Origin of the sequence: Streptomyces sp. NBC_00306 (genome assembly GCF_036169555.1) — a bacterium.
GTDB lineage: Bacteria > Actinomycetota > Actinomycetes > Streptomycetales > Streptomycetaceae > Streptomyces > Streptomyces achmelvichensis.
In genome coordinates, this window is record NZ_CP108032.1 from 2,519,861 (window position 1) to 2,537,086 (window position 17,226).

Sequence of the window (17,226 nt, forward strand, 5' to 3'; positions counted from 1 at the left end):
CTGCATCAGACGGAGGACGACGAGTGACTGACCTCTTCCCGGCGCTGACCGCCGGCTCGGACCGGCCCGCCCTGCGCTTCGGCGAACGCGGTCTGACCTACGGGGAACTCGCCGGCGCTGCGGGCTCGCTCGCCGTACGGATCGGCGGAGCGTCCCGGATCGCACTGTGGGCGACGCCGACGCTGGAGACGGCGGTGGGAGTGGTGGCCGCACTGCTGGCCGGCGTGCCCGTCGTGCCGCTGAACCCGAGGACGGGAGAGCGCGAGCTGGCGCACATCCTCGCGGACAGCGAACCGGCGGCCGTCCTGGCCGCAGCGGGAGAGCAACTGCCGGACGGGCTGGACCGGTTGCAGCGCATCGACGTCCCGGTGACGGGGGACGCGGGACCGCCGCCCGCGGTGCCGTCCCCGGCCGACCCGGCCCTGATCGTCTACACCTCGGGGACCACCGGCGCGCCGAAGGGCGCCGTGCTCCCGCGCCGGGCGATCGCGGCGAGCCTGGACGCCCTGGAGGACGCCTGGGAGTGGACGGACGCCGATGTGCTGGTGCACGGGCTGCCGCTGTTCCATGTGCACGGACTGATCCTCGGCATCCTCGGCCCGCTGCGCCGGGGCGGACAGGTGCGGCACCTCGGCCGGTTCTCGTTGGAGGGCGTCATCCGTGAGCTGACGGACGGCGGCACGATGCTGTTCGGGGTGCCGACGATGTACCACCGACTGGCCGAATCACTCGACGACGACCGGGAGTTGACGAAGGCGCTCGCGGGCGCGCGGCTGCTGGTGTCCGGCTCGGCGGCGCTGCCTGTGCACGACCAGACACGCATCCGTACGGCGACGGGCCGCCCGGTGATCGAGCGGTACGGCATGACCGAGACCCTGATGAACACGAGCGTCCGGGTCGACGGCGAACCGCGGCCGGGTTCCGTCGGGGTGCCGCTGCGGGGCGTGGAACTGCGGCTCGTCGAGGAGGACGGCACGCCGGTCACGGCGTACGACGGTGCGGCCATCGGCGAGATCCAGGTCCGCGGGGAGAACCTGTTCACGGAGTATCTGAACCGGCCGGACGCCACCGCGGCGGCCTTCGACGGCGACTGGTTCCGCACCGGGGACATGGCGGTGCGCGACCCGGACGGGTATGTGCGGATCGTCGGCCGCAAGGCCACGGACCTGATCAAGAGCGGCGGTTACAAGATCGGCGCCGGCGAGATCGAGAACGCGCTGCTGGAGCACCCGGGCGTGCGGGAAGCCGCCGTCACCGGAGAGGCCGACGCCGATCTGGGCGAGCGGGTGGTGGCCTGGATCGTTCCGGTGGACGGCCAGTCGCCGCCGACCGAGGCCGAGTTGGCGGATCATGTGGCGGCCCAGCTCGCTCCGCACAAGAGGCCCCGGACGGTGCGCTTCCTCGACGCGCTGCCGCGCAACGACATGGGCAAGATCATGAAGCGGGCGCTGCATGGCTGACCGGCTGAGCGCATCCGCGGCGATCGCGCTGATCTGCGACGACTTCACCGAGACGGCGCCGGTCGAACGGCAGGGCGCGCTCGACGAGCAGCAGGCACCGGACGGTCCGATCGGCTGGGAGGGGTACGGCGACCAGCGCGCGGCGGCGGCCCGGCGCACGGGGTCCTCCGAGTCCGTGGTGTGGGGCGAGGCGACGGTGGGCGGCCGTGCGTGTGTGGTGATCTCCTTCGAATTCGGCTTCCTCGGCGGCTCGTTGAGCAGCCGGGCCGGCGACCGGCTGGAGGCGGCGTACGACAGGGCCCGCGAGCTCGGCCGGCCGCTGGTGTCGCTGATCGCGACGGGCGGCAGCCGCATGCAGGAGGGCATGATCGCGCTGACCCAGCTCCAGCGGGTGGCGGCCGCGTCGGTGCGGCTGCGCGCCGCGGGAGTGGCGCAGATCGCGGTCCTGCGCGACCCGACGACGGGTGGCGGCTGGGCGACGCTGGGCGCGGGAGCGGATGTGATCCTGGCTCTCCCGTCGGCCCAGGTCGGCTTCGCGGGCTCCCGTGTGCGGCCCCCGGACGCGGACCCGTCGGCGTACACGGCGGAGGCACAGCTGGCCGCGGGCCAGATCGACGAGATCGTGGCGCCGGAGGACCTGCGGGAGGCGGTGTCGTTCTGGGCGGCGGCGGCCGGGGGTGCGGGCCGGGCCCGCTTCGAGGCGGACGAGGACCGTGCGCCCCTGGACGCGGCCGGTCGGGGCCGCTCGGACACGGTGGAACCTGTCGGCGGTGGCGCGGAGACGGGCGCGGCCTCCGGGTCCGGCTCCGTGCCTCCCCCTTTCGCGCTCGGCGCGCTGCCCCTCCCCCGCACCGGATGGGACGCCGTCACCCAGGCCCGCGCACCGGGGCGGCCCCACGCCCGGGCCTATCTCGACGCGTACTTCGGCCGGCGCAGGCCCCTCAGCGGCGACCGGTGCGGCGGGGTGGACGCCGGGATGCTCTGCGGGGTCGGGATGCACGACGGGCGGGCCGTCGCCTTCGTCGCGCAGGGCGGCACCGCCACCCTTCCGGCCGGCTACCGCACCGCCGCACGCGTCGTGCGCCTGGCCGGCCGGCTCGGGCTCCCCGTGCTCACCCTCATCGACACACCCGGCGCCGCCAACGACGCCGCGGCCGAGCGCTCCGGCGCGGGCGCCGCGATCGCCGACCTGTTCGCCGCGATCGCCGGCGCCCGGTCGCCGGTCACCAGCCTCCTCATCGGTGAAGGCGGTTCGGGCGGCGCCCTCGCGCTGGCCGCGCCCGGCAACACCTGGGCCACACCTGACAGTTACTTCTCCGTCATAGCACCCGAGCTCGCCGCCGCGATCCTCAAGCGTCCGCCGGAGCAGGTGCCCGGGACCGCCGACCAGTTGCGGCTGCGCCCGCAGGATCTGGTCGAACTCGGCGTCGTCCGCGGGATCGTCGCCCCGCGGGAGTGAAAGCCCGGCCCGCAGCCGGGGTTCGCCCCTACGGCTGGGGGTCCCGTGCGTCGTACCGGGCGAAGCCGCGCCAGCGCAGTGCCAGCAGCGAGACCGCCAGCATACAGGCGATCCCGCCGCCGGTCACCGTCACCGACGGCGAGGTGAGATCCGCGGCGCTGCCCGCGAGGAAGTCGCCGAGCCGCGGCCCGCCCACGACCACCACGAGGAACACACCCTGGAGCCGGCCGCGCAACTCGTCGGGCACGGCCGCCTGGAGCATGGTGCTGCGGAACGCCATCGAGATCGCGTCCGCGAAACCGGCGAAGCCGAGGAAGAGCAGCCCGAGCCACAGATTGCGGGTGAGCCCGAAGACCGCGATGGCCGCGCCCCAGGCCCCGACGGCCAGCAGGATCGCGAGCCCCTGCCGCCTGATCCGCCCCTGCCATCCGGAGAACACCCCGCCGAGCACCGCGCCGAGGGCCGGGGCCGCGACCAGCAAGCCGGCGGTGCGGGCGTCGCCGTCGTACCAGACGACGGCGACGGCGGGGAACAGCGCGCGCGGATGGGCGAGGATCATGGCGCAGAAGTCGGAGAAGAACGTCATCCGCAGATTCGGCCGGGTCGCCAGGAACCGCAGCCCCTCCAGGACGGAGGCCTTCTTCGCACCCTCGGCACGGTCCGGCAGCATCGACGGCAGCCGCCACATCGCGTACAGGGACGCGGAGAAGGCGACGGCGTCGATGGCGTACGCGGTCTGGTAGCCGGCGAACCCGACGACGAGCCCGCCGAGCATCGGGCCGACGAGTGTCCCGGACGTCATGGTCATCGAGGTGAGGGCGTTGGCCGCGGGCAGCTGCTCGACCGGCAGCAGCCGGGGGATCATCGCGCTGCGCGCCGGGGAGTTGACGGCCGCGCACACGGACTGGAACGCGACCACGCCGTACAGGAACCAGACATGGTGGAAGTCCGCGAAGGCCGCGGCGGCCAGCGCCGCCGACAGCACCGCGGAACCGCTCGCGCTGATGAGCCCGAGCCGGCGCCGGTCCACGGTGTCGGCGATCGCGCCGCCGTACAGCCCGAAGGCCAGCAGCGGCACGAGCGAGCACAGTCCGACCAGCCCCACCGCGAACGTGGAGCGGGTGATGTCGTACACCTGGAGCGAGATCGCGAGGGTGGTCATCCCCTGTCCGATCCAGGAGATCGTGTTGCCGAACCAGAGCCGCCGGTAGTGGACGGAGGTGCGCAGCGGGGTGAGGTCGGCGAGTATCCGCGGGCGCACGGAGGGGGCGGGGCTGGTCTGCGGCATGGCGGGAAGTCTATGACCGCGGCCCGTCGGGCCCCTTACATTTTTTGGTGAGGCGTCCCGTGCACGGTTCGGCGCGCGGGGGCCCGCGGAGACCCATAGCGTGTGGGCAAGCACGCCCTTCGACCGGGAGGCTGGGACCCCATGGCCGTACGACCGGAAGGCACGCCCTGCTGGGCGGACGCGATGTTCCTCGACCTGGAGGCCGCGAAGAGCTTCTATGGCGAGCTCCTCGGCTGGACCTTCGGCGAGGGCCAGGAGGAGTACGGCGACTACACCCAGGCCTACTCGGACGGGAAGGCGGTGGCCGCGCTCTCCCCGCAGATGCCGGGCATGGACAGCCCCGCCGCCTGGAACCTGTACTTCGCCACCCCGGACGCGGCCGCGACCGCCGCGAGGATCCGGGAGTACGGCGGCACCCTGATGATGGAGCCCATGGAGGTCGGCGGGTTCGGCACCATGGTGAGCGCCCAGGACCCGAGCGGAGTGTTCTTCAGCGCCTGGCAGGCGGCCGCCCACGAGGGCTTCGAGAAGACCGGGGAGCCCGGGGCCTACGCCTGGGTCGACGTCCACACCCGTGACGCGCGCAAGGCGGACTCCTTCTTCCCGTCCGTCTTTCCCTTCGAGGTCCAGCGCATGGACGTCGACGACGTGGACTTCCACCTCTGGAGCATCGGCGGTGATCCGGTGGCGGGACGGCAGAAGACGGAGGAGGACGCGTCCGACGGACTGCCGCCCTTCGCGAACGTCTACTTCGCCGTGTCCGACTGCGACAGGGCGGTGACCACGGCGGTCAAGCTCGGCGGACGGCTGCTGAGCGAACCCATGGACAGCCCCTTCGGCCGCTCGGCGACGGTCGCGGACCCGCAGGGTGCGGTGTTCTCGGTCATCGACCTTCAGAACACCAAGGGTGAGATGCCCACGTTCTCCTGACCGGACCGGCTGCCACCGTCCGGCCGTCACGACATGCTCGTCGCGCCGTGGCCGTCACCGTCCCGGCCGTCACGACATGCTCGTCGCGCCGTGGCCGTCACCGTCCGGCCGTCAGCCGGTGTGGATGCGCGAGGCGGGGCCCCGCCCCCGAGGTGGGGCCCCGCCTCGCGCATTCCCCCGGTACCTGCGGGAACCACTCTGCCCGGCCGGGGCCCGTCGCTCGTCATCCGCCGGCAGGAGTGGCCTCCTCCGTACGGAGGAGGGATCCGGCCGGTTCGAGAAGGTCGCGGTCCACGCCTTCGACGAGGCCGCTCACGGCCGCGGGCACCTGATGGAGGGCGGGCTCCAGGGCCGGGAGGATGGCGGCCTGGGCGGTGCCGTCCGGTTCCGCCGCTCCCCCGTCGTCACGGACACTGCGCAGATCGGCGCCCGGCACGCCCTGTCGCGTCCGCCCTTCCGAGGTGTGCTGCTCGCCGTCCGCGGGTGCGGACGAACGGCCGCGCCCCGAGGGCCCGTTGACCTCCTGCGTGTTCGGGGCGTCGGCGCTCGGGCGCATCCTGGGCGTGCCGACGGCAACGTTGTCCGTCGCCCACTGCTGCGCCGCCGAACCGTCGCGGACCTTGACCACGACCGGTGCCCCGGCCTCGGTGGAGCTCGGGACGACCGCCAGCGACTCGTTCCAGCGGGGGACCACATGGCCCTGGATGGTCAGGTCGTACCGGACGTCGGACGCATCGGGCGCCGAGGTCCCGGGACAGGAGCCAAGCACGAGCACACCGTCGAGCTCATGGGAGTTCAGGCACAGTTCGAGGGCCGCGCCGCTGCGCAGCAGACCGTCGTTCTCGTAGACCCACTGCTGGGTGACCGAGGTGGTGCAGGCGGCCATCGTTGCCTCCGTGCCGAACTGTGCGCTGCGGTCGCGGATGTCCAGGCACAGACCGGCCACGGTGTTGCGCAGCCGCGTGCTGAAGGGCCCGGTCGGGTGGGCGGCCGAGGTCGTCGACGGCTGCGGGCCCGGGGCGGTCGGTGCCTGGCCTCCGGGTACGGGGGGCGCGGAGACCGAGCCGCTCGGGGCGGGCGGGCCCGCGGTGCCGCCGTCGTCCGCCCACAGCTGGGTGACAAGGGTCGCGACGACGAGCAGACCGGCGACGACGCCGAGCCCGGTGAGGACGGCGCCCCGGCCGCGCTGCGGCAGGGTGATCCGGCGGCCCCGGAAGGTGAGGGGGAACAGGGCGCGGGCGGGTCCGCCGCGCGAGTGCCGGCCGGGGCCGCGTGCCGGGCCGTGCACGGCGGCCGCACGGGCCTGGTAGCGGGCGTTGTTCCGAGCGGGCCGGGAATCGAGATAGGGCTGGGCGGCCCAGCCGAGCAGTCCCTCGGCCAGCAGAAGGGCGAGCCGGCCGCCGCCGTGGTCGAGCTGTTCGGCGGCGAACCGGCAGTGCCGGCAGGTGGCCAGGTGCGCCTGGATGTCGGGTATCAGAGTGCCGCCGCGGCGCAGGGATACATCGAGCAGCCGGTTGTAGTGGCGGCATTCCTTGTCCTGCGTGAGTTCGAGATGGGACCGCAGGATGCCCACCCGGAAGATTTCTCGCGCCTGATCGAGCTGCCCGGCCGCGGTACGCGCATCTGTTGCCAGCAAACCAGCTGGTACGGATATGCCCTCGGCCTCCACCTCGACATGCCACAGGAGACATTGGGCGGGGCCGGGCATTGCCTGGAATGACCTGGCGACCAGGGCCCGGTTTTCGGCCAGAGTGAACATGTCGACCGGTACGGTGCGGCCCGTCTCGGGATTCTGGAGTTCGGGCAGAGCGGTGACCCGCTCGTCGGCAGCCCATGCCTTGGCGGTCTGGCGTGCCGTGAGCAGCAGAAGGGGCCGCAGAGCGGCGGTCGTCCGCGCGTGCCGCAGATTTTCGAGCACCTTGTTGAATGCCGCCGTGGCCAGCATGGACGCCGCTTTGGCCGAAGGGGTACCGATCGAGGCGTAGTCGAAGACGGGTTGCCAGTGCCTCGCGAGCAGCACGGCCACCGTGCGGGTCTCGGCATCGCCGTCGCCGGTCCGCAGCGCGGCCGCGAGGCCTTCGTCGGAGTCCCCGGGGTCGAGACCGGTGCGGGCAGGTGGGACGGGACCCTGAGTGCGGGGCTTCTGCATGAGACGTCTTTCCATCCAGGGCAATGCGGTGGGGGGTTGAGCAGTGCCGTCCCCGGACCGTAATCGGCCGGGGATTCCGGTTGGTGAAAGGTGGTGCGCGCCTACTTGGTCTATACCGCGTCCATTCGAACGGTTGAACAAAAGTTGCCATGTTCGGACGTGAGGAAGCTCACCTTGGCACAACCGCCGGGCGCTGAACAAGAGTTCCCGAACCGCGGCCATTCAGGCCCCGACAGCAATGAAAAGAACTGCTCCGGTCTTGCGCGGAGTTGACTGCTTCCCCGACGACAAGAGTGCAGCGGTCCTCTCGTTCGAGCATCAAGTTGTCGAATACCGACATCACGTCGGCTTCCCGCCAACTGCCTTGGCACTACTGGCCGTTCGGGAAAACTCCGGGCGGTTGGGATGTGGCTCGGCAGATCGGGGAGGGTCACAAAGTGACGACGACTGCCTCGGTCACCTTGACGCTTGTCCGCAGGGAAGTGCCGCCCTTCGGCCGGAGTTCGGCGGCCACCTGGGGGGTGATCTCCGCCACCGGGTCCGCGGCCCGAGAAGAAGTGACGAGAATACGCAAAGGCCTGCCTGACGCGGTGATTCCCGGAACGTGCCGGGCCGCACGTTCCGGGGGCCGCCGCCCGGATTTTCCGGGCGCATGGAAACAGCCTCGGGATCGCTGAAGACCAGCACCTCGGCACCGGCCGGCACCGGCTCGGCGGTCCCGAGGAAACCGCCGCCGACGGCCGCGGACCGCTCCGGGCCGCCGTACCGCCCCAAGCGGCGAGATCCCGCGTCCGGACCGCCCGGCCGATGGCGCAAGCCCGCATATGCGCCACATTTGTCACGGTATGATCGCATCCGCAAAGACATGTGCCGCATTTCCCCGCACATGCCGGGCACCCTGCGGAGAATGCTTCAAGGGGCCCGGAAGCGCGGTCACCCCCGCCGCCCGAAGGTGCCCGGAGGCCGAGGCCTGGTTACGCTGCGTCAAGACGGCACATGTCCGACACGTCCGAAGGGGCGAGGCCGTGAGTACTGACGTGGTCACCCTGGAACGGCCCATAGCCGCCCGGCCCGAGACGGTGTTCTCCTTCCTCACCGACCGGAACAAGTGGCTGCTCTGGATGGGCAAGGACGGCCGGTTCAGCTTCGAGCCGGGCGGTGCCTACCGGACGAACATCGTCGGCGACAACGTCGCCGAGGGCCGCTTCGTCGAGATCGACCCACCCGAACGGCTCGTCTTCACATGGGGCTGGACCGAGGGCGCGCTGTCCATCCCGCCCGGCTCCACGACGGTCGACATCACCCTCGAACCGGTACCTGACGGCACCCTGCTCCGTCTCGTCCACAGCGGCCTGCCGACCCCCGAGGCATGCGCCGCGCACAAGGAGGGGTGGGCGCACTACGTGGACCGGCTCGCGACTCTGGCGGCGGGCGGGAATCCCGGTTCCGACAACTGGAAGTGAGCCGCCCGGCAGGGCATGCGGACCCGTCGGCGAGCGGTTCGACCCACGGAGTCGCGACGACCGAAGCACCCGGCACGCAGGTGCTGTGCCGGTCAGGGACGCTCGAAGAACTGGAACAGGCCCCCGACCAGGAAGCACGCCGCTCCCGTGAGCGTTCCCCAGTTGGCGACGACGATGTTCACCACGCTTCCCGTCGAGGGATGCGTGAAGGCGGCCAGTGCCGAAACCAGGAAGAGGACGGATCCGAGCTGGTTGACCGCGACGATCCACCATCCGAGGTCCCGGGGACGGACGCCCGGCCGGCCATGGCAGACCTCCACCAGGGCGAGGTGCCCCGAGATCAGGAACAGGATGCACCCGACCATGTCGGGGGCCCAGATCAGCCTGTTCACCTGCTGGGCCGAGAGCCCTTGCAGCAGCGAGTTCAGCAGATTGATCCCGAACACGAGCGTTCCCACGAACAGCAGGAAGGTACTGAGCCAATCGATCCGCTGGGGCTCGTAGCTCCACCACTTCCAGCGCTGTGCGGCCAGCGCACCGGCCCGGCTGTCCCGGCGGGGAGCGTTGATCGCCTGGAGCAGTGAGGCGTAGCCGCCGGTGTTGAAGAACAGGCCGCCGACGAAGTAGACCCAGGCGCCCGTCGCGCCGGCGGGGCCGAACTGAGCGATCCCCGCCCCGAGGGCGAAAAGGGCGCCGCCGACGGTGAAGGCACCCGCGGCAATGGCGTTCAGCCTGCGCAAGCGGCCGACCGAGACACTGTCCGCTCTTCTGGAACGGCCCTCGAGCTCGCCCGCGGCCCGTACGGTGAGCAGACCGCGCTTGCGTGCCGGACGCGATTCCCAGATCGCGGTGCCGCCGTCCAGCAGGCGCCAGGTCAGGCGGGTGGTGAACGGCCCCGCGCCCTCGACGTGCTCCTCGGTTCGGCTCACTCGCCGACCTTAGCCCCGTGCCGGGGGATCCTCCGGGATCGACCGGCAGGTGAGAACGTTCCTGCACCTGCGGTGTTCGGTGGGGCGGGTGGGACTCGAACCCACGGCCGACGGATTATGAGTCCGCTGCTCTAACCGGCTGAGCTACCGCCCCTAACGGCGCGTCGCGCACAAATGTGCGCGCCGTCTGCCGCAGCATAGCCGCTCATACGATCTCCTGCCTCGGATGGTCGGCAACGCCCAATCTTGAGGACTGCGCTGCCTGCTGCCCGGTTCCAGGAGCTGTCGATCAGCCTCCGGGCACACGAAAAAGGACCCCTTATAGGGGTCCCGTTCCGGTATCTGCTCCCCCGGCTGGACTCGAACCAGCAACCCTCCGGTTAACAGCCGAATGCTCTGCCAATTGAGCTACAGGGGATCGCGCTCCCCCGACTGGACTCGAACCAGTAACCTGCCGGTTAACAGCCGGCTGCTCTGCCAATTGAGCTACAGGGGATTGCTGCATGTGCACCGAACGTACCCAACCCGGGCGTCCCGGAGGGCGTGCGCTCGCTGCGACACATACATTAGCGCAAGCAGGGGGGTGCTCCGCCAATCGGTATGCCCCCGGGTGATCAGGGGCGATCACGGGTAGGCGCCCAGCACCGACGTAAGGGAAGGGTGGCAGACATGCGGTACAAGGTCACGTTCGTCGTCGGACTGGCTGTCGGCTATGTGATCGGCACACGGGCCGGCCGTGAGCGCTACGAGCAGCTGAAGAAGTCCATGCGTCAGCTGTCGCAGAACCCCGCCGTGCGCAACGCCGCGGAGTCCGCGGCGCACAACGGCCGCGAGGTGGCCGGCAAGGCCTTCCACGCGGTGAGCGACAAGGTCGGGGACCGGATGCCTGACTCGGTCTCCGAGCGGGTCAGGTCCCTGCGGGAGCGCAGCTCCGGCAGGGAGGACGAATGGGGAACGACCAACACGTGACGCCGCCGCTCCACATGTGCGGCAGAATCTTTCCCCATGGGGATAGTCGCCGGTCTGGACAGTTCGTCTGCATTCACCCGCATCGTCGTCTGTGACGCGGACACGGGTGCCGTGTTGCGGCAGGGCTATGCCCCGCACCCGGTGGAGCCCAAAGCCACCGAAGCCGATCCGCAGGCGTGGCTGCTCTCGCTCGGCGAGGCGGCGGCCGGTGGCCTGCTCGAAGGTGTGCAGGCCATCGGCGTCTCCGCCCAGCAGCACGGCATGGTCCCGCTGGACCGTCAGGGCGGACTCGTCCGGCCCGCGCTCCTCGGCAACGACAAGCGCGCGCAGGTCGCCGCGGCCGATCTGATCGACGCACTCGGCGGGCGGCAGCCCTGGGCCGAGGCGGTCGGCTCCGTGCCGCAGGCCGCTCACCCGGTGGCGAAGCTGCGCTGGATGGCACGCTCCGAACCCGAAGCGGCTCAGCGAGTGGCCGCGGTGCTCCAGCCGCACGACTGGCTGGTGTGGCAGCTGCTCGGCCGGCCGGTCCGCCGGACCACCGACCGCGGTGGCGCCTCCGGCACCGGATACTGGTCGGCGGGCACCGGTTCCTACCGCCCCGACCTGGTGGAACTCGCTCTCGGCCATCAGTGCGCGCTCCCCGAGGTGCTCGGCCCGGCCGAAGCCGCGGGCACCACTCCCGAGGGCCTGCTGATCTCCGCCGGCACCGGCGAGACGATGGCCGCCGCCTTCGGTCTCGGCGTCGGCGTCGGCGACGCGGTGGTCTCGCTCGGGGCCTCCGGTTCCGTGATGGCCGTGCACCACGAGGCACTGGCCGACCCCAGCGGAATGATCACGTCGTACGCGGACGCGACCGGCATGCATCTGCCGGTGGTGCACACCTCCAACGCCGTACGGGCGCTGCGCGGCACCGCCGAGCTGCTGGGGCTCGACGGCCTCGAGGAACTCTCCGCGCTGGCCATGAAGTCCACGCCCGGCTCCTCCGGGCTGGTCCTGCTGCCGTATCTGGAGGGCGAGCGGACCCCCCAACTGCCGCACACCGCGGGCACCCTGACCGGTCTGCGCCGGGAGTCGATGCGGCCCGAGCATCTGGCGCGGGCTTCCTTCGAGGGCATGCTCTGCTCGCTCGCCGACGCGATGGACGTCCTGCGCGCCCGCGGCGTCGAGGTGCGGCGGGTCTTTCTGCTGGGTGCGAGTGCCGGGCTGCCGGCCGTGCAGTCCGCGGCCCCCGGGATCTTCGGCGCTCAGGTGGTCGTGCCCCAGCCCGCCGACTACGCGGCGCTCGGCGCGGCACGGCAGGCGGCCTGGGCGCTCGGGGCCTCGCAGGGGATGCTGTCCCCCGCGTCCCCGCCGATCTGGCAGGACGCCGCGGCGCAGCTCTTCGAGCCGGGCGACGAACTGGCGGTGGGTCAGGCGGTGCGCCAGCAGTACAGCGCGACGCGGGAGCAGTTGCACCCCGGAGCCTTCGGCCCGACATCTTGACCCTGCTTTGAATCAAACCCGTGGGGTTCGGGGGGCGGAGTGCCGCAAGATGGGGTGACCCCCCGATCTTGCCGAGCCCGAGAGACAGCGCGTGCTGATACGACTGCTGCGGACCCATCTGAGTCCGTACACACGACCCATCGCCCTGCTGGTGGCGCTGCAGTTGCTGCAGACCAGCGCCACTCTGTATCTGCCCACCCTGAACGCCGACATCATCGACAACGGTGTCGTGAAGGGTGACACGGGCTACATTCTGCGGCTCGGCGCGCTCATGATCGGCATCAGCCTCGTGCAGGTCGTCTGCAACATCGGTGCCGTCTACTACGGGGCTCGGACCGCTTCCGCCCTCGGACGGGACGTGCGGGCGGCCGTCTTCGACCGGGTGCAGAGCTTCTCGGCCCGCGAGGTCGGGCGCTTCGGGGCACCGTCGCTGATCACCCGGACGACCAACGACGTCCAGCAGGTGCAGATGCTGGTCCTGATGGCGTTCACCCTGATGGTGTCGGCTCCCATCATGTGCGTCGGCGGCATCGTGCTGGCTCTCGGCCAGGACGTGACCCTGTCCACGGTGCTGCTGGCGGTGGTGCCGGTGCTCGGCATCGCCGTGTCCCTGATCGTCAAGAAGATGCGGCCCCTGTTCCGGACCATGCAGGAGCGGCTGGACACCGTGAACCGGGTGCTGCGGGAGCAGATCACCGGCAACCGCGTGATCCGCGCCTTCGTCCGGGACGGCTACGAGAAGGACCGCTTCCGCGGGGCGAACACGGAGCTGACCGATGTGTCCCTGGCCACCGGCCGGCTGATGGCCTTGATGTTCCCGACCGTGCTGACGGTCGTGAACGTCTCGTCCGTCGCCGTGGTCTGGTTCGGTGCGCACCGCGTCGACAGCGGTGCCATCCAGATCGGCGCGCTGACCGCGTTCCTCGCCTATCTCATGCAGATCGTGATGGCCGTGATGATGGCCACCTTCATGTTCATGATGGTGCCGCGCGCCGAGGTCTGTGCCGAGCGGATCGACGAGGTCCTGGCGACGGAGTCGAGCGTGGTGCCGCCCGCCGCGCCGGTGCGGAAGCTGCACCGGCGGGGGTATCTGGAGGTACGCGGCGCCGAGTTCCGCTACCCCGGGGCCGAGGAGCCGGTGCTGCGTGATGTCTCGCTGTCGGCGCGGCCGGGCGAGACGACCGCGATCATCGGCTCTACCGGCAGCGGGAAGTCGACGCTGCTGGGTCTGGTGCCGCGGCTGTTCGACGCGACCGGCGGCGAGGTGCTCGTCGACGGGGTGGACGTCCGCGAACTCGAACCGGCGCTGATGGCCCGGACCGTGGGGCTCGTGCCGCAGAAGCCGTTCCTGTTCTCCGGCACGGTGGCGACGAACCTGCGGTACGGGAGGCCCGACGCGAGCGACGAGGATCTGTGGCAGGCGCTGGAGGTGGCGCAGGCCGCCGGCTTCGTACGCGAACTGGAGGGCGGGCTCGACGCGCCGATCGCGCAGGGCGGCACGAACGTCTCCGGCGGTCAGCGCCAGCGGCTCGCGATCGCCCGGACGCTGGTGCAGCGTCCGGAGATCTATCTGTTCGACGACTCGTTCTCGGCGCTGGACTACGCGACCGACGCGGCGCTGCGGTCCGCACTGACACTCGAGACCTCGGAGGCGACGGTCGTCATCGTCGCCCAGCGGGTGTCCACCATCCGTGACGCGGACCGGATCGTGGTCCTGGACGAGGGGCAGGTCGTGGGGGCGGGAACCCACCGCGAGCTGATGGCGGGGAACGAGACCTACCGGGAGATCGTGCTCTCGCAGCTGACGGAGGCTGAAGCCGCATGAGCGGGCCGGGTGGACGCATGATGATGGGCCCGGTCGAGCGGTCCATGAACTTCAAGGGCTCGGGCAAGCGGCTGCTGAAGCGGCTCGCGCCCGACCGGAGACTGCTGTGGGTGATGCTCGCGGCGGGTGTGCTGAGCGTCGCGTTCTCGGTGGTCGGGCCGCTGGTGCTGGGCCGGGCGACCGACCTCGTCTTCGCGGGTGTCGTCGGCCGGGGCATGCCGGAGGGGACCACCAAGTCCCAGGCGATCGACGGTCTGCGGGACAAGGACCAGGGCGGACTCGCGGACATGCTGTCCGGGGTGGACTTCACGCCCGGCGAGGGCATCGACTTCACCGCCGTCGGTCATGTGCTGCTGGTGGCGCTCGCGCTGTACGTGATCTCCGGGCTGCTGGCGCTGGTCTCCACCCGGCTGTCGATCCGGGTGATCAACCGGGCCGTGTACCGGATGCGTGAGGACGTCCAGGCGAAGCTGTCCCGGCTGCCGCTGTCGTACTTCGACCGGGCCAAGCGCGGCGAGGTGCTGAGCCGGGCCACCAACGACATCGACAACATCTCGCAGACCCTCCAGCAGTCGATGGGCCAGCTCATCAACTCGCTGCTGACCATCGTCGGTGTACTGGCGATGATGTTCTGGATCTCGCCGCTGCTGGCGCTGGTCGCCCTCGTCACGGTGCCCGTGTCGGTGTTCGTGGCGACGAAGGTGGGCAAGCGGTCGCAGCCGCACTTCGTGCAGCAGTGGAAGTCCACCGGCACGCTCAACGCCCACATCGAGGAGATGTACACCGGCCACGCACTGGTGAAGGTCTTCGGACGGCAGGAGGAGTCGGCCAGGGACTTCGCCGAGCAGAACGACGCCCTGTACGAGGCCGGCTTCAAGGCGCAGTTCAACAGCGGTGTGATGCAGCCGCTGATGTTCTTCGTCTCGAACCTCAACTATGTGCTGGTGGCGGTCGTCGGCGGACTGCGGGTCGCGTCCGGCGCCCTGTCGATCGGTGATGTGCAGGCCTTCATCCAGTACTCCCGGCAGTTCTCGATGCCGCTGACCCAGGTCGCCTCCATGGCGAACCTGATCCAGTCGGGTGTCGCGTCCGCCGAGCGGATCTTCGAACTGCTGGACGCCGAGGAGCAGGAGGCCGACGCACCGGCCGCCGGGCGCCCCGAGCGGCGCCTCGGCCGGGTCGCCCTGGAGAAGGTCGCCTTCCGCTACGACCCGGACAAGCCGCTCATCGAGGATCTGTCGCTGACGGTGGAACCGGGCCACACGGTCGCGATCGTGGGCCCGACCGGCGCCGGCAAGACCACGCTGGTCAATCTGCTGATGCGGTTCTACGAGGTGACCGCGGGGCGGATCAGCCTCGACGGCGTCGACATAGCGGACATGTCGCGGGAGGAACTGCGGTCCGGTATCGGCATGGTGCTCCAGGACACCTGGCTGTTCGGCGGCACCATCGCGGACAACATCGCCTACGGCGCCGCCCGGGACGTGACGCGGGCGGAGATCGAGGAGGCCGCGCGCGCCGCGCACGCCGACCGCTTCATCCGTACGCTGCCCGAGGGCTACGACACGGTGCTCGGCGACGACGGAGCCGAGGGCGCGGGAGTGAGCGCGGGCGAGAAGCAGCTGATCACCATCGCGCGGGCGTTCCTGTCCGACCCGGTGATCCTGGTGCTCGACGAGGCGACGAGTTCGGTCGACACCCGTACGGAGGTCCTGATCCAGAAGGCGATGGCACGTCTCGCCCACGGCCGTACGAGCTTTGTGATCGCCCACCGGCTCTCCACCATCCGGGACGCGGACGTGATCCTGGTGATGGAGAACGGGTCGATCGTCGAACAGGGCACGCACGACGGCCTGTTGGCAGCGGAGGGCGCCTATGCGCGGCTGTATTCGGCGCAGTTCGCGCAGGCGGTCGTCGAGGTGGAGTGAGGGCGGGAGCCCCGCGGCTGCCCGGAGGTCCGGGGTGTCAGTCCAGGTAGCCGCGGAGCTGGTCGGCGAAGGCGTGGTCGCGCAGTTTGTTGAGGGTCTTGGACTCGATCTGGCGGATGCGCTCCCGGGTCACGCCGAAGATCCGGCCGATCTCCTCCAGGGTGCGCGGCCGGCCGTCGACCAGCCCGTACCTCAGCTGCACGACCTTGCGTTCGCGCTCGCCGAGGGTGGAAAGCACCGCTTCGAGGTGTTCGCGCAGCAGCAGGAACGCGGCGGACTCCACGGGTGACGCGGCGTCGCCGTCCTCGATGAGGTCGCCGAGGGCGACGTCGTCCTCCTCCCCCACCGGCGCGTGCAACGAGACCGGTTCCTGGGCGAGCCGCAGCACCTCGCCGACTCGCTCGGGCGCCAGGTCGAGCTGGGCGGCGACCTCTTCGGCGGTGGGTTCGTAGCCGCGCTCCTGGAGCATCCGGCGCTGGACCCGTACGACACGGTTGATCAGTTCGACGACATGCACCGGGACGCGGATGGTGCGGGCCTGGTCGGCCAGCGCGCGGGACATGGCCTGCCGGATCCACCAGGTCGCGTACGTCGAGAACTTGTAGCCGCGGGCGTAGTCGAACTTCTCGACGGCCCTGATCAGGCCGAGGTTTCCCTCCTGGACCAGGTCGAGCATGGTCAGCCCGCGGCCGACGTAGCGCTTGGCGACCGAGACGACGAGCCGCAGATTCGCCTCGATCAGTCGGCGCTTGGCCATCCGGCCCATCACGACCAGTTTGTCGAGGTCGACGGCGAGCTGGGAGTCGTCGATGTCGGGGGTGCCCGCGAGCCGCTCCTCGGCGAACAGGCCCGCTTCGACCCGCCGCGCGAGCTCCACCTCCTCGACCGCCGTGAGCAGCGGGATCCTGCCGATCTCGCGCAGATACTGGCGGAACAGGTCGGAGGACGGCCCGCCGGAGTCTGCTCGGGCGGCGCGGACGGGTTCGGGCGGGTCGGGTACTTCCACTGCGTCCTCGACGACGGTCTCCGCGACCGTTTCGGGAACGGCCTCGGGATGGTGTGCGGGCAGGCTCTGGGCGGGGACCTGCGCGGAGACGTCGGCGGCAGCCTCGGTCTCGGTCAGGGTCTGGGTCTGCACGGGGGCGACCTCCAGGGTGATCGCTGCCGGATCGGGGGCGTACGGCAGCGGGACGGGGGCGGCCGGGCCGCATTCCGTCCCGTACACGATGAGCGGATCCGCGGGGTCGAGAGGCCCACTCGGTGTGGACCGGCCGCGCTCCGAGGACTCAGGCACCGCACCCAGTGTGGGGTACGACACACAGCTGCCACGAGGGGCGTGCGACG

The 17,226-nt window shown here is 70.9% G+C and carries 12 protein-coding genes and 3 tRNA genes; 8 read left to right on the forward strand and 7 right to left on the reverse strand.

Annotated elements, in window-relative coordinates:
• Positions 1 to 23 precede the first annotated feature (23 nt).
• Both OHA05_RS11195 and OHA05_RS11200 read left to right on the forward strand, forming a co-directional pair.
• Positions 24 to 1,460, forward strand: coding sequence for an acyl-CoA synthetase (locus OHA05_RS11195; RefSeq protein WP_313946475.1), 1,437 nt, complete (start codon positions 24 to 26; stop codon positions 1,458 to 1,460).
• The gene (locus tag OHA05_RS11200; RefSeq protein WP_328860479.1) at positions 1,453 to 2,919 is read left to right on the forward strand and encodes a carboxyl transferase domain-containing protein; all 1,467 of its coding nucleotides are present in this window, start codon (positions 1,453 to 1,455) and stop codon (positions 2,917 to 2,919) included. The genes OHA05_RS11195 and OHA05_RS11200 overlap by 8 nt, the downstream gene beginning before the upstream one ends.
• Positions 2,920 to 2,947: 28 nt before the next feature.
• Here OHA05_RS11200 and OHA05_RS11205 read toward each other — a convergent pair whose 3' ends face one another.
• Positions 2,948 to 4,207: an MFS transporter gene (locus tag OHA05_RS11205; protein ID WP_328860480.1), complete on the reverse strand. Its 1,260-nt coding sequence runs from the start codon at positions 4,205 to 4,207 to the stop codon at positions 2,948 to 2,950.
• Between the two features lie 141 nt (positions 4,208 to 4,348).
• Between OHA05_RS11205 and OHA05_RS11210 the strand changes: the two genes are divergently transcribed.
• Positions 4,349 to 5,137, forward strand: a complete 789-nt coding sequence (locus OHA05_RS11210) for a VOC family protein (protein ID WP_313946472.1) — start codon at positions 4,349 to 4,351, stop codon at positions 5,135 to 5,137.
• A 223-nt stretch (positions 5,138 to 5,360) separates the two neighbouring features.
• Here the strand turns inward: OHA05_RS11210 and OHA05_RS11215 are convergent, their stop codons facing one another.
• Positions 5,361 to 7,286 carry an RICIN domain-containing protein gene (locus OHA05_RS11215; protein WP_328860481.1) on the reverse strand — a complete coding sequence of 642 codons (1,926 nt, stop codon included), beginning with the start codon at positions 7,284 to 7,286 and terminating at the stop codon, positions 5,361 to 5,363.
• 1,025 nt (positions 7,287 to 8,311) lie between these two features.
• Here OHA05_RS11215 and OHA05_RS11220 point away from each other — a divergent pair.
• On the forward strand, positions 8,312 to 8,749 hold the full coding sequence (locus tag OHA05_RS11220) for an SRPBCC family protein (RefSeq protein WP_328860482.1): 438 nt from the start codon (positions 8,312 to 8,314) through the stop codon (positions 8,747 to 8,749).
• 92 nt (positions 8,750 to 8,841) lie between these two features.
• Here OHA05_RS11220 and OHA05_RS11225 read toward each other — a convergent pair whose 3' ends face one another.
• The 4 genes from OHA05_RS11225 to OHA05_RS11240 form a co-directional block, all read right to left on the reverse strand.
• Positions 8,842 to 9,678 carry a hypothetical protein gene (locus OHA05_RS11225; RefSeq protein ID WP_328860483.1) on the reverse strand — a complete coding sequence of 279 codons (837 nt, stop codon included), beginning with the start codon at positions 9,676 to 9,678 and terminating at the stop codon, positions 8,842 to 8,844.
• Between the two features lie 80 nt (positions 9,679 to 9,758).
• A tRNA-Ile gene (locus OHA05_RS11230) sits at positions 9,759 to 9,832 on the reverse strand.
• 191 nt (positions 9,833 to 10,023) lie between these two features.
• Positions 10,024 to 10,096 (reverse strand) — tRNA-Asn (locus tag OHA05_RS11235).
• A gap of 5 nt (positions 10,097 to 10,101) precedes the next feature.
• Positions 10,102 to 10,174: transfer RNA gene (locus OHA05_RS11240), tRNA-Asn, on the reverse strand.
• Positions 10,175 to 10,347: 173 nt separating this feature from the next.
• Here OHA05_RS11240 and OHA05_RS11245 point away from each other — a divergent pair.
• The 4 genes from OHA05_RS11245 (at position 10,348) to OHA05_RS11260 (ending at position 15,882) form a co-directional block, all read left to right on the forward strand.
• Entirely contained in the window at positions 10,348 to 10,647 is a 300-nt protein-coding gene (locus OHA05_RS11245; RefSeq protein WP_313946460.1) for a YtxH domain-containing protein, read from the forward strand.
• A 36-nt stretch (positions 10,648 to 10,683) separates the two neighbouring features.
• Entirely contained in the window at positions 10,684 to 12,129 is a 1,446-nt protein-coding gene (locus OHA05_RS11250; protein ID WP_313946459.1) for an FGGY family carbohydrate kinase, read from the forward strand.
• Positions 12,130 to 12,220: 91 nt separating this feature from the next.
• Positions 12,221 to 13,954 (forward strand): ABC transporter ATP-binding protein, encoded by a 1,734-nt coding sequence (locus OHA05_RS11255; protein WP_328860484.1) that lies wholly within the window; start codon positions 12,221 to 12,223, stop codon positions 13,952 to 13,954.
• Entirely contained in the window at positions 13,951 to 15,882 is a 1,932-nt protein-coding gene (locus OHA05_RS11260; protein ID WP_328860485.1) for an ABC transporter ATP-binding protein, read from the forward strand. The genes OHA05_RS11255 and OHA05_RS11260 overlap by 4 nt, the downstream gene beginning before the upstream one ends.
• 37 nt (positions 15,883 to 15,919) lie before the next feature.
• Here the strand turns inward: OHA05_RS11260 and OHA05_RS11265 are convergent, their stop codons facing one another.
• The gene (locus OHA05_RS11265) at positions 15,920 to 17,176 is read right to left on the reverse strand and encodes an RNA polymerase sigma factor (RefSeq protein ID WP_327684379.1); all 1,257 of its coding nucleotides are present in this window, start codon (positions 17,174 to 17,176) and stop codon (positions 15,920 to 15,922) included.
• Positions 17,177 to 17,226 lie beyond the last annotated feature (50 nt).

Coding starts and splice junctions, on each gene's coding strand:
- OHA05_RS11210 (WP_313946472.1), top strand. CDS start 4,349: ATGGCCGTACGACCGGAAGGCACGCCCTGCTGGGCGGACGCGATGTTC.
- OHA05_RS11250 (WP_313946459.1), top strand. CDS start 10,684: ATGGGGATAGTCGCCGGTCTGGACAGTTCGTCTGCATTCACCCGCATC.
- OHA05_RS11215 (WP_328860481.1), bottom strand. CDS start 7,286: ATGCAGAAGCCCCGCACTCAGGGTCCCGTCCCACCTGCCCGCACCGGT.
- OHA05_RS11205 (WP_328860480.1), bottom strand. CDS start 4,207: ATGCCGCAGACCAGCCCCGCCCCCTCCGTGCGCCCGCGGATACTCGCC.
- OHA05_RS11245 (WP_313946460.1), top strand. CDS start 10,348: ATGCGGTACAAGGTCACGTTCGTCGTCGGACTGGCTGTCGGCTATGTG.
- OHA05_RS11200 (WP_328860479.1), top strand. CDS start 1,453: ATGGCTGACCGGCTGAGCGCATCCGCGGCGATCGCGCTGATCTGCGAC.
- OHA05_RS11260 (WP_328860485.1), top strand. CDS start 13,951: ATGAGCGGGCCGGGTGGACGCATGATGATGGGCCCGGTCGAGCGGTCC.